Source organism: Winogradskyella alexanderae, assembly GCF_020166335.1.
GTDB classification, from domain to species: Bacteria; Bacteroidota; Bacteroidia; order Flavobacteriales; family Flavobacteriaceae; genus Winogradskyella; species Winogradskyella alexanderae.
Window position 1 is genome coordinate 70587 of record NZ_JAIUJR010000002.1, and the last position, 12837, is coordinate 83423.

The following is a 12837-nucleotide window of genomic DNA, read 5'->3' on the forward strand; positions in this document are numbered from 1 at the left end:
TTCCTTAATTTAAATTAGCTACTTAAAACGATTACTTTATGCTTAGTTTAGCGCCATTATATAATTTCTCATCAGCTGACAAGATATATTCTTCACCAGAGGATAAGCCAGATAAAACCTCTACCTTATCATTAAAAGATTTGCCTAATCGCAACCAACGTAAAACGGCTGTCTTTTGTTGGCTGACGGTATATACACCTTCTAGTTGACCATTAGTAATGATTGCTGTTTTTGGAATCAAAATAGACGCATCGGAATTTGATGCCCGATCAACGACGTTTGGAAAATGTACTGAAGCAAACATCCCGGAGCGTATATTGTCATTTTTAGTATCTAAAGTCACTTTAGCTAAATATTGCCCACCAGAATATTTTGAGGACGTGCTCACCTCCGTAACTTTGCCTATTAATTCTGTGTCAATAGAAGAGATTGTAACAGTTACAGTTTCTCCATTATTAATTTTTGAAATCATAGCTTCAGGCACTCGAGTAACAACTTCAAAATTATTAGGTGCTTCAATAGCTAATAAGGGCATTCCTGGATTTGCCAAAGACCCTTCGTCTATATACTTTCCTGTAATTATGCCACTGAACGGCGCTTTAACATTAGTGTAAGCAAATTGGGCATTTATCTCATTCTTCATCTGCTGTGCAGATTCTAAGCGTGCTTTAGCCATTTTATAATGTGCAGTGATGTCGTCTAACTCTTTTTGAGAAGCCGAGTTTTGCTCAAAAAGGTTCTTGTAACGATTATAATCTTTTTCTGCAATTAAAAAAGCCGCCTTAGCCTCTGTTATACCAGCATCTACCTGTGCCCTTTTAGCTTGTAAATCACTACTGTTTATAGCAATTACTACTTGGCCTTTAGTTACTTTGTCTCCAACCTTAACGTTAATCTGTTCTACATAACCCATTAAACGCGTGCTAATACTTGCGCTATTCGTTGCTTCTACAGAACCACTGACTATTAAAGGCGAATTGTCATCATTTGCGGCTACTTTCGCTACAACTACAGAAATAGGGTTAGATGTATTTTTAATTGCTTCTTTTTGATCTTGTCCACAACTTAAAAATCCAAGCAAAGTGGCAAAGGCAAATATTGTATTTATCGAGAATTTTTTCATATTAGTTTATCATTAAAAAATTTAAATAAGCTTTAGTACTGTTATATTCGTAGATAGTTTGGTAGTATTCTAGTTGTTTCTTCGCAAATTGAGTTTCAGCTAACAGAAGGTCTGCTGTCTTTTCCAAGCCTTCTCTAAACCGATTCGTTCTAATTCTTAAGGCCTCTCTTGATTGCTCAACTGCTAATTGTGATAGTTGGGTCTTACTTTTTGCATCTTCGAGCAAACGCTTAGTTTTATTAAGCTCAAGTTTACTTTGAGATACGTACTGTTCGTACTCTAACTTGGATTTCTCATATGATGCTTTTGCTTTTTTTGCTTTTCCGAAACGTTTTGTACCTTGGAGTATATTCCATTTTAATTCGGCACCAATTAAGTAGCCATCCGCACCAAATTGAAACAAGTTTTCATCGTACAATTGATAGCTTCCAAATGCATTCAATGTTGGTAAAAAAGTCATCTTATCAGATTTATATAAGGTCTCCATGGCATTGGTTGCCAATTGCATAGCTTTTATATCTGCACGATTTTCAGTTACTACCATGGCTGGTGTTTCCAATAAAATATCGCTCATAACTAAACTATCTATAGGCTGAAAAACAACATCAGATTCATCATTCATTAAAAATGATAAATAGTTAGAAGCATTTTTGACATTACTTCTCGCTGTTTGGAGTTGATTTTTAATTTCAGTTACCCTCACTTCGACAAGTAATACATCTGCCCTTTGTAAGTAACCTTGATTAAAACTATCGTTTGCAAGTTTCAAATTTGCGAGTCCAGCTTCTAAGGATTTTTCAAGTACTGCAACGGCTTTATAAGCTAATTGTAATTGCATGTAGGCGTTTTCAACTTCAAAATTCACAAAATCCTTAACGCGATCTGTTTGAAGTGCCATGGCCTGCATCTTATACCTTGCCGCCTTCCGTTGGTAAAAACCGTCAGCATTTATTAATGGTTGCTGAAACTCAAAAATCGTAGCGAAATTTTGAATTTGACTCGGATCATTCAATACATCAGGATTGAAATCTGCTTGTGTAACAATTTCTTGGTTTAATTTTGAACCAAAAGCCATTAATGGATTTGTTGTGGCTATTGCAGTATGTGCAACTGATATATTTGGTAAAAATACCGCATTGGTTTGTCTATAATCTGCTTTGGCTTCATTAAAAGCCTCAGTAGATATTTTTATCTTCTGGTTGTTTTCTGAAACTATACTCTGAACTTCAGACTTTGAAATAGGCCTAACCTCTTGAGCATGGTACAATGCAAAAAAACCAATTGCAATAAATGTTAGGATATATTTATTCTTTAGCATTTCTATTTATTTATTTGACTCAAAAGTAAGCCGAGATATCTTTTTTCTTAGTAACAAAGGTTACTGAAAAAATAAGCACCTTTCTAAAAAGGTGCTTATGCGTATTAACCAAAAAAAACAATCAAACTCAATGGTTTGTTTTTCGCGTGCCACCATGACCACCTGCAACTATAATCATGATTTTTATACTTAGATAGATGAATTTAAAAAATTGTAATATTGGATTCATCATTTTAAAACGTTGGTATTTTGAAATTCTTTGTGTCATGGTTTATCAGTTTTTATTTTATTATTCTGGAATTAGCCACCAAAATGGTTTCATTTTAGCTTTGTACATAAATGCATGATGCAGGGCTAATTTTAACCAGTGGCCTGCTAAGCCTATTTCCCCAAATGTTTTTCCTAATTTTCTACCTTGTGTTTTTGGGTATTTATAATAATCTGGGACTATTGGATATGTTGTAATACTTATACCACTTCCTTGCGTCATGCCGTAACCTGCAGAAGCAATACACGCAGCTCCCATATTACCCATTGATCCTTTATGATGTAGCGATTCTTCACCTTTCTTTATACTATCTATAATATTGTCTGCAACGAGCTTTGCTGTGATTCCTGAGGGCATACCTGTCCTTGGTGGTGCCGGAAATATGTCGGTTCCATTTTTACTTTGCCTTGGTTTTGATATGGTATGTGGTGGTGCAAATGCTATTCCTGGCGCGAAAATATTTTTATAAGTCGGATTTTGATAGGTCTCAGGCCAATCTTGTACTGACCATTCTTCATAAGGTTTTACAGTATAATCTGCATCAACAATCATAAATCCTTTAAAGAGCTTTTCTGTAATATCGTTATTGTTTTTATCATAGGCTTTAAAACCATGACCAGAAAACGAAGGTATTAACATAGCAAAATCGAAGGATTCAGTTTTTATCTCACCTTCCAAATTTTCGTAATGTGCAAGACCATCTTCAATTTTATTAACGCCAGCTCCTAGTATCCACTTTATATCTCTATCTTCAAAAATCATCTCAACCATTTCACTAGATTTCATAGTCATGCTTCCATAACTCATCAACATGCCATCCATACCAAAATCCCCTAGTTGATATTCATTTGAAATCCAGGTGATTTCTGCCATATCACGTACTTTATGGCGGCGAAGTTCTTGTTCTACATTCAAAATGTATTCAAAGGCAGCGCCTTGACAAGTCGCTTTTGCGTGACCAGTACCAATTAGAATTTTAGCCTTTTTACCTTCTTTCATCTGCTGAATAACTTTATTAAGGCCTTGCCATGCATGATCTGCGTGTGTATAGGTACAAACTGAATAGGTTTTATTTTGTCCAGGAATTAAACCTTCGGTAGCTTCAAAATTTAATTTAGGACCTGTGGCGTTTATGAGATAATCATATGTTACTTTTTCTTGTTGGCCCTTCTTTTCACCAACAACATACTCTGATAAAACATAAGGTTTAGTTTCATCCTTATCGCCTTCCGGAAAGAACGAAACAGCCTTGGCTTGTTTATAGTTAATACCCTTCTTTTTATATAATGGTGCTAATGGAAACAAAATTTTCTCAGGTTTCATTCTGCCAATTCCCACCCAAATATTTGAAGGTATCCATTGGTAATTACTATTGGGTGAAACAACGACTATCTCATGTTTCTTAGAAAGTTTGCGTCTTAAGTGAGATGCTGCTACATGACCTGAAATTCCGGCTCCTAGTACTACTATTTTTGACATGTCTTATGTTATTTCAATAAATTTAACTTGAATTGGTGTTTTATAGCGTTACAATTGTTACAAAAAAAAAAGAGCACTTTTTAAGTGCTCTTCTCACAGAAACAAGGTTTACTCATACCCGTAAACATAATCAAGATTTCAAAACTTCTTTTAAAACCAAATCTTTATCTAATTTCTTTGTACAGAAAAACCAATCTTCACAATCCAGATCATCGGCATTAGTCATACGTTCTTCTGCCATACCACAAGATCCTGCTGGTGAAATAATAACATCCTTACCTGGCTCCCAATCAGCTGGTGTTGCTACATTAAATTTGTCGGACGTTTGCATTGCAATTAATGCTCTGTAGATTTCGTCAAAATTTCTACCTAAACTCAATGGATAATATATTATAGCTCTAACGGTACTCTCAGGATCAATAAAAAATACAGCTCTAACTGCTTGAGTTTTGTGCTCACCGGGTTGAATCATCCCGTATTTTTTAGCAACATTCATGGTGATGTCTTCAATTAGAGGGAATTTAACCTCAATATCCTTCATACCATTAAACTTAATTTTATCTTTAATTGTTCTTAACCAAGCTATATGACTATATAGTCCATCAACAGATAGACCGACCAGTTTACAGTTTGCTTTGTTGAACTTCTCTTCCAGATGTGCAAAAGTCATAAATTCAGATGTGCAAACTGGTGTAAAATCCGCTGGATGACTGAATAATATTACCCAATTACCTTTATAATCTGAAGGGAAATTAATTTCTCCTTGTGTAGTTACAGCTGTAAATTCTGGTGCTTTGTCTCCTATTCTCGGCATCGAAAAACCTATTTCATTTGATAATATTTCCTTAGTTTCCATATTGTGATACTATTTTTAATTATAACTGTAAATTTAGCTATCTCTATGGCAAAACTGTGTAACGTTTGTTACCTCTAAGACCTGGATTTGGGCAAAAAAAAGGGCAACTGAATTTCAGTTGCCCAAAAAAACGATAAATAATTTGGTTAGTTGTCTTCGGTATTATTCTTTCCCTTACCACCCATCATAAAATTAACCAAGACTCCTATTAATATGATACAGACTAGTGCGAAAATTGAAATCATAACCACTCCATTAGTCCAATCATAAACTGCTAAAACTGTATTAACCATGTGCTTAATTTCTTTTTGTGTTTATAAAATTACAATGTTTAAACAGGTCTAAAGATGACATTTGTCAGTTAATATAAAATGTTCTGAAAATCCTATTAAAATCATTTAAACTATATGTCTTTACCTTATACAATCTGAATATATTATAGAATAAAACTTCTATTTTGAGTAAGTAATATTCCAAATTCCTCTAACTTGATTGATATCATAGCCTACAGCCTTGTCTTTTGGATACAAGGTTGCTAATCGTTCGGAAACCTCAGGAACTATGTCTTTATCTATTTTACCATGACATTGCAAACACATTGAGTTTGTGGTAATTGGATAATAGACCGTTACTGTGTTTTCATTTTCTATGACCGCAGGTTTTATTTCATTTCCATCTTTTAGATCATTTTTAAACTTATTAATAAAGTCAAGTTCAGTTTCATTGGCCTGATTAAAAGGGTTTCTAGGTTTATCAGACACACGTTTAATATTGGCGCTGAAAGTTGTAGCCATACTATCGGTCAGAGGATATGCCCTAACATTACAAAAATTTAATGCTTCTAAGGTCCCTTTTTTTTGAATTGTACCCATTAAGTTTTTCCCAAGAACAGCTTTTGTAGACAAAGCATACTTTAAACCACGCTCTCCATAAGGCAGACTGTTAATTTCTGTGTGGGCCTGCTGTTGATGCCTGCCTTTCCCTTTCCCTTTTCCCTTACCTTGGCCATGTCCTTTCCCTTGGCCTTGGCCATGCTGTTTTCCTTTTTCTTCATTAAAGTGTTCTTCAAACCACTCTGGCTGTTCAATTTCATAGTCAAACAAATAATCTGCTATCTGTTCTACAGCATTTTCTGGAAAAGCTTGTTTTGGCATAACACCAAATCGTCTTACTGCCCCTTTCATCTTGGCATCTTTTTCATTCGGGTTATTAATCCAAGAGGTAATGCTTTCTATGAACTCTTCCTTAGATGTCTCCTCGTTAATGTAATGCTTTTTAATAGCAATCATTGGAGGGCCAATTCTGTTGTCGTGATCTGCATCTGGGCTATGACACACGTAACAGTGTGTTTCCATTAGTTTTTTTCCAGGATGCTTATTTGCTTCTAATTGTTTATCAAAAGCAGATAGATTCTTGCTATTGCTGTTATTGCAACTGAGAGCGGTAATGGCCACTGCTATGATTAATATAACATGTTTCATTTTATATACTTTAATATCTTAAAATTCCACCTTTTAAGTCATAGATTTCAGTAAAACCCATTGCTTCAAGTTTTTTTGATGCTTGTCTGCTACGACTTCCACTTCTGCAATAAAGATAAAGTGGTTTTTCCTTGTTTAATTTATTGAATTCTATATTAAACTTACCCGAGAAAAAATCTATATTTTTTGCTCCCTTAATATGGCCACTTTTGTATTCAGCTGGCGTTCTCACATCCACAAGCTGAACTTTCTTACCTTCAACTTGCTCTTTAAACTCGATAGGTGATAGTAAATGAACAGCATTACTTTGTGAGTTACCAATACCAAAAATTGAAGACAAGAATGACATAATTATAACGTATTTCATTATTAATATTATTGGTCTAAAACTAATTGAAAATGTCTGATAAGCCCGTAACTATTGTTACACAAAAGGCACATGCTACAAAAATGCAACACATGCCTTCACTAACTAATAAACCTTATCTTATTTTAAGGTTGAAGGACAGACATAATCCGTTGTTGGAACGTCTGTTTTTCTTATGGCTCCATAACCTCCTGCAACATCTACCAGGTTATGAATGCCTCTACTTTTTAAAATAGATGCTGCGATTACAGATCTATAACCTCCTGCACAATGTAAGTAGAAGGTTTCATCTTCAGGAAATTCACTTAAATAGTTATTCAGATAATCTAAGGGTGTAAGCTTTGCGAGATTAACGTGCTCTGCTCTATATTCGCCTTCTCGTCGTACATCAAATATATTATCCTTATTATCCTCATAAATCTTAGCAAACTCGTGTGCGGAAATTGAAGTTATAGTGTCATATTCCATTCCCTCATTCTTCCAAGCATCAAAACCACCATCTAAATAGCCAACTACATTATCAAAACCTACGCGAGACAGGCGAGTAACTACTTCTTCTTCTCTGCCTCTTGGTATAACAAGTAGAATAGGCTGTGTTACATCTACAATAAGTGCACCAACCCATGGCGCAAAATTACCGTCCATACCAATAAATATTGATCTAGGTATATGGCCTTTTATAAAATCTTCATGTCTTCGTACATCTAAAACTATTGCTTCAGTCTCGTTAGCAGCTACTTCGAAAGCCCTTGGAGATAATGGGTTTTGTGATTTTATCATTACCTTATCAAAACTTTCATAGCCTTTTATATTCATCATAACGTTCTGAGGAAAATATCCAGGTGGCTCAGTTAATCCAGCTAAAACTTCTTCTATAAATTCCTCTTTTGTCATATCTGCACGTAAAGCGTAATTGGTTTTCTTTTGATTACCTAAGGTATCCGTAGTTTCCTTACTCATATTCTTACCGCAGGCAGATCCGGCACCATGATTTGGATATACAATTAAATCGTCGCTTAAAGGCATAATTTTATTTCTCAAGGAGTCGTAAAGATGAGAGGCCAATTTTTCTTGTGTTAATTCTGCAACTACTTTCTGAGCAAGATCAGGTCTACCTACATCTCCAATAAAAAGTGTATCACCTGTTATGATACCATGCTCCTCTCCATTTTCATCAATTAGTAAATAGGTAGTACTCTCCATTGTGTGTCCAGGTGTATGAATTACTTTAACCTTGTATGCACCAACTTCAAATACTTGCCCATCTTCCGCTACTATCGCTTCGTAATTTGGTTTTGCGGTAGGACCGAACACAATATCGGCTCCTGTCTTATTCTTTAAATCCAAATGGCCTGAAACAAAATCTGCATGAAAGTGTGTTTCAAAAATATATTTGATTTTTGCATCGTCTAATTTTGCCCTATTAATATAGGGTTGTACCTCTCTAAGTGGATCAAAAACCGCTGCCTCTCCGTTGCTTTCTAAATAATATGCAGCATGCGCCAAGCAGCCTGTATAGATTTGTTCTATTTTCATTTTAATTAAGGTTTATGTTAGTCGTGTTGTCATTAAAAATAAAAACCTATTGTCAAAAATGCTGTAACAATAGTTACATAGTTAGTTCTTTATAAATGATGTAAATACCCATTACAAGTACAAACCATCCAAAGCCTTTTTTCAATTTCTTACCTTCAATAAAATTGGATAAATAAATACCGACAAAAATGCCCATTATTGATAAACCAGTAAATAGCAACAGGAATGCCCAATCGATATCTAAATTTTGGACATCTCCCAAAAATCCAATTAAGGATTTGATAGCAATAATTAAAAGTGAGGTTGCAACGGCTTTCTTCATAGGTAGTTTGGCCAGAAGTACTAATGCTGGAATAATTAAAAAACCTCCACCAGCACCTACAATTCCCGTGACAAGGCCTACCAATGCACCCTCAATAATTATAAGCGGATAGTTATACGACACCTCCAATGATTCAACATTATCCTCACTCTTATTTCGTATCATTGAAACTGAAGCAACAAGCATAACCAAAGCAAAAAATAACATTATGGCAATATTATTAGTCACATCTAAGTCGCCAACTCTAAAAAGAACATCCGGAATAGCTGGAACCAAATATTTTCGAGCTATATAAACTGCAATAAAAGCTGGTACTGCAAAAACAATTGCGGTTCTAAAATCCACCAAACCTTTTTGAATATTTCTTATGGCACCAACCAATGAAGATACTCCTACAACAAATAGTGAATAAGCTGTCGCCGTAATGGGATTAACAAAAAGCAAATAAACCAAGATAGGAACTGTGAGTATTGAGCCTCCTCCACCAATAAGACCAAGCACAACACCAATTAAGAGTGCGCCAAAGTAGCCAAGTGCTTGATTTAAATCCATAATTTATTGATTTAGCTTATTTTCAAATCTAAAAGTTGGGAAAAGACTATTTGGTAACCATTGTTACAAAGGTGATAAATAACACAGACAGTGGCACTATTTAGACTTAAATTTTGAACTTAATAATTCCATTTTCTTCGTTATACTATTTAACCATGTAACATCTTCAGTAGAGCGATTAGACTTAATCTTTTGAATAGAGTCAAGTTCTTTCTCTACAAAGTTAACTGGATTGTAATCCATATCTTGATTACATTACCGCTTCATTTTCGAGGTTCATATAAACACTAAAGTCCTTGGATTAAACCCTTTTGCCTCAGAACGATCTTTTATAAAACGTGCCATTAAAATCTTTTATCTTAAAAATAAAAAATCTAATTAAATAGTTAGCTATAATTAGTATCTTAAAAATTAAATCTGAATTGTTGATGCCTGCATTTTTAAGCAACTAACGAAACTATTAAAGTTGTTAAGAAGCTGATAACTATTTAATTCAATTGTTAATTTGAATTAAATCGTGAAAATGATTTAGAATTGTAAAATGCTAAAACAAAAAAAACTAAAAAAGATAACGGCTCTTACTTGTCTTGCTCTGGTTGTTGCAAATATGATTGGAACAGGGGCTTTTACAAGTTTAGGATTTCAACTGGAAGATATACAAAATCCAACTACTATTCTTATACTTTGGAGTTTAGGAGGTGTCATTGCCTTGTCTGGTGCATTCAGCTATTCTGAAATTGGTAGTCAAATACAGAATTCTGGTGGTGAATATGCTTTTTTAAGTAAATTGTTTCATCCATTAGTAGGTTACTTATCTGGCTGGATTTCCATAACGGTTGGTTTTGCAGCGCCAATAGCTTTGTCTGCCATAGCCTTTGTGGCTTATTTCCCATTCTTTAATCTCAATCCAAAATGGACTAGTATTGTATTAATTGCCCTCGTAACAGCAATTCACACAAAAAGTCTGACAGTTAGTTCAAAATTTCAAAATATTAGTACATTTCTAAAAGTAGCTTTGATATTGATTCTCATTGGTATTGGCCTATTTACCGAGGTATCATCCAATGACGTGGCTACTTTTGACAGCTTTGATTTTAGTGAACTATTATCACCTGCATTCGCTATTGCCCTTATTTATGTTAGTTATTCCTATTCTGGTTGGAACGCCGCTGCATATATCATTGAAGAAATACATAATCCAAGAAAGTCCTTGCCCATTGCTTTAATTGGGGGCACACTTATCGTTACGCTACTTTACACGCTGCTACAATTTATTTTTTTAAAACATGTTCCACTAAACGAACTTAAAGGACAACTGGATGTCGGTAATATCACTATGAACAAAATTTTAGGAGAATATTATGGGTCCTTATTTGGTTTGGCTATTTCACTTTTGCTGATTTCTGGCATAAGTGCTATGGTTTGGGTAGGCTCAAGAGTTACGTCAAGTATCGCCAAAGATTATAAATTTTGGCATGTTTTTAAGACTAAAGAAAACCAATTACCTAATAGAGCTTTATGGTTTCAGTTTCTAATATGTGGGCTGTTAATAATTACCGGAACGTTTGAGCAAATTCTAATTTATTGCGGTGTTTTACTAACTATATCTTCAATGGTTACTGTTATTGGAGTATTTAAACTTAGATATAAAAAAGGTAGTTATTCAAAAAGTGGATATAAAAGTCCAATATTCCCTGTCTTCCAGATTATTTATATCCTTTTATCGCTTTGGATGATTTTTTATGCATTTCTGAATAAGCCTATCGAATCTCTATTTGGTTTTACCAATTTAGTTTTGGGTTTGTTAACCTATTTTTGGAGTTATAAATTAAACAATAGATTAAAATGAAAACAAGACATTTTTTACCATTGGCCAGTTTAATAGTTTTATTCTGCGCATGCGGCGAAACTAACAAAAAAGAGGTAGAGACTACCCCTGAGAAAGAACCGATAGAAAAACATCACAAAAAGCATCAAGAACGGAACAGACACCATTCCGGATCAGCGAATGCGTATATGCATAAAAAACCTGTTGAAGAATTAATCAAAAATTTTGAATCGCCTGAAAGGGATGCATATCAGAAACCCGAAAAGGTTTTACAATACTTAGGCAATATTTCTGATAAGACCATAATGGATATTGGCGCAGGATCAGGATACTTCTCAGTAAAACTAGCTGAAAAAGGAGCAAAAGTAATCGCAGCAGATGTAAGTGAAGAATTCCAGGAAGCTCTTAAAAAGCGAATTGAAAATAATAAACTTGAAAATATTACTCTTCGAAAAATACCTTATAATAATCCAAGCTTAGAGCCAAATGAAGTAGACATGGTTTTGATTGTAAATACCTATCACCATATTGAAAACAGAAGTGACTATTTTGCAAAAGTAAAAACAGGAACAAAAAGTACAGGTGAGTTAGTATTGATAGATTTCTTTAAAAGCGAGACTCCTGTAGGACCACCTCTAGATCACAAAATTTCTATTGATCAGGTTATTACAGAATTAAAAGAAGCCGGCTATTCTAACTTTGATATTAATGTTGATTTGCTACCCTATCAATATATAATTAAGGCGAAATAATCCTGAAAGGATAAAAAAATTTGATAAAATTTGTTTTTGACCTGAATCTATATTGAGCGCTAGTTTGTATTGAAAATAGACCAGCTCACTTTTTTTAAGTCAATTTGCTTGCGTTAGAATACTTCATTTAGCATTTGTTGAAGACTATTCCACGACTTGGTATCCGCTTCCCCATCATAGGCCAATGGCAAATCGAATTTTTTAGCATTTTCATCAGCGGCCTTTGATGTAAAACTGTGTAATACGTCAGGATAAGCAATATATTCATACTTAGCGCCAATAGAATCCATTGCTTTAGTAAATGTAGTTATGGATTCAGGACTTATAAACGGATCTGCCCCACCATTACACACTAAGACACGAGCTTTTAATTGATCATTTGGCATTACTGGAAGTGCCACGCCACTATGAAAGGCAGCCACGGCATCTAAATCGGCTCCACTATTAGCCATGGTTAACACAACGCTACCTCCAAAGCAATAACCTATAGCTGCAAGTTTATCAGTGTCAACAGATTCATGAGTTTTTAGCAACTCGACAGCTGCGTTAAAACGTGCCTTAGCTTCGGGCAAATTCATAAAAACACTTCTGGCAAACTTACCAGCATCATCTGGATGTGCTGCTTGTTTGCCATCGCCATACATATCAACAGCCATTGCAGTATAACCTAATTCTGCCAACATATCGGCACGCTCACGTACATATTCATTATGTCCCCACCACTCGTGAACAATAAGAACAGCTGGTCGTTTTTCTGTAATATTTTCGTCATATGCTATGTAACCCTTCAAATTGGTTGAATCTGTGGCATAAATTACTTCTGTGCCTTTTATCTTAATTGATTGAATCTCGGTTGCTGATGCATCGCTATTGTTTATCTTGTTTTTGCAGCAAACACAAAATAAAAGAGTAACCATTATTAGAAATAGGCTTGTTTGTTTCATTGTATTTAAGT

The 12837-nt window shown here is 34.6% G+C and carries 13 protein-coding genes; 2 read left to right on the forward strand and 11 right to left on the reverse strand.

All coding sequences use genetic code 11. The features are described 5' to 3' along the window. Nucleotides 1-31: 31 nt before the first annotated feature. The 10 genes from LBU54_RS03755 to LBU54_RS03800 all read right to left on the reverse strand — a co-directional run bounded on the left by LBU54_RS03755 (nucleotide 32) and on the right by LBU54_RS03800 (nucleotide 9302). Nucleotides 32-1123 (reverse strand): efflux RND transporter periplasmic adaptor subunit, encoded by a 1092-nt coding sequence (locus LBU54_RS03755; protein ID WP_224526104.1) that lies wholly within the window; start codon nucleotides 1121-1123, stop codon nucleotides 32-34. Between the two features lies 1 nt (nucleotide 1124). Continuing rightward, complete coding sequence (locus tag LBU54_RS03760) at nucleotides 1125-2441, reverse strand: TolC family protein (RefSeq protein WP_224526107.1); 1317 nt, start codon at nucleotides 2439-2441, stop codon at nucleotides 1125-1127. A 127-nt stretch (nucleotides 2442-2568) separates the two neighbouring features. After that, on the reverse strand, nucleotides 2569-2709 hold the full coding sequence (locus LBU54_RS03765) for a hypothetical protein (RefSeq protein ID WP_224526110.1): 141 nt from the start codon (nucleotides 2707-2709) through the stop codon (nucleotides 2569-2571). A gap of 21 nt (nucleotides 2710-2730) precedes the next feature. Continuing rightward, nucleotides 2731-4188, reverse strand: coding sequence for an NAD(P)/FAD-dependent oxidoreductase (locus tag LBU54_RS03770; RefSeq protein WP_224526112.1), 1458 nt, complete (start codon nucleotides 4186-4188; stop codon nucleotides 2731-2733). A gap of 130 nt (nucleotides 4189-4318) precedes the next feature. Then, the gene (locus LBU54_RS03775; RefSeq protein ID WP_224526114.1) at nucleotides 4319-5044 is read right to left on the reverse strand and encodes a peroxiredoxin; all 726 of its coding nucleotides are present in this window, start codon (nucleotides 5042-5044) and stop codon (nucleotides 4319-4321) included. 146 nt (nucleotides 5045-5190) lie between these two features. Then, on the reverse strand, nucleotides 5191-5337 hold the full coding sequence (locus LBU54_RS03780) for a hypothetical protein (protein ID WP_224526115.1): 147 nt from the start codon (nucleotides 5335-5337) through the stop codon (nucleotides 5191-5193). Between the two features lie 159 nt (nucleotides 5338-5496). Beyond that, nucleotides 5497-6525, reverse strand: a complete 1029-nt coding sequence (locus tag LBU54_RS03785) for a c-type heme family protein (RefSeq protein ID WP_224526117.1) — start codon at nucleotides 6523-6525, stop codon at nucleotides 5497-5499. Between the two features lie 10 nt (nucleotides 6526-6535). Next, nucleotides 6536-6892: a rhodanese-like domain-containing protein gene (locus tag LBU54_RS03790; protein ID WP_224526120.1), complete on the reverse strand. Its 357-nt coding sequence runs from the start codon at nucleotides 6890-6892 to the stop codon at nucleotides 6536-6538. A gap of 120 nt (nucleotides 6893-7012) precedes the next feature. Beyond that, nucleotides 7013-8428: an MBL fold metallo-hydrolase gene (locus LBU54_RS03795; protein ID WP_224526125.1), complete on the reverse strand. Its 1416-nt coding sequence runs from the start codon at nucleotides 8426-8428 to the stop codon at nucleotides 7013-7015. Between the two features lie 73 nt (nucleotides 8429-8501). Further along, on the reverse strand, nucleotides 8502-9302 hold the full coding sequence (locus LBU54_RS03800; RefSeq protein WP_224526127.1) for a sulfite exporter TauE/SafE family protein: 801 nt from the start codon (nucleotides 9300-9302) through the stop codon (nucleotides 8502-8504). A 541-nt stretch (nucleotides 9303-9843) separates the two neighbouring features. On the opposite strand from LBU54_RS03800, the gene LBU54_RS03805 reads away from it, so the two are divergent. Together LBU54_RS03805 and LBU54_RS03810 are read left to right on the forward strand one after the other, a co-directional pair. Then, entirely contained in the window at nucleotides 9844-11151 is a 1308-nt protein-coding gene (locus tag LBU54_RS03805) for an APC family permease (RefSeq protein WP_224526128.1), read from the forward strand. Further along, complete coding sequence (locus LBU54_RS03810) at nucleotides 11148-11882, forward strand: class I SAM-dependent methyltransferase (protein WP_224526131.1); 735 nt, start codon at nucleotides 11148-11150, stop codon at nucleotides 11880-11882. The genes LBU54_RS03805 and LBU54_RS03810 overlap by 4 nt, the downstream gene beginning before the upstream one ends. A 113-nt stretch (nucleotides 11883-11995) precedes the next feature. Here LBU54_RS03810 and LBU54_RS03815 read toward each other — a convergent pair whose 3' ends face one another. Beyond that, nucleotides 11996-12826, reverse strand: a complete 831-nt coding sequence (locus LBU54_RS03815) for a dienelactone hydrolase family protein (protein ID WP_224526133.1) — start codon at nucleotides 12824-12826, stop codon at nucleotides 11996-11998. Nucleotides 12827-12837 lie beyond the last annotated feature (11 nt).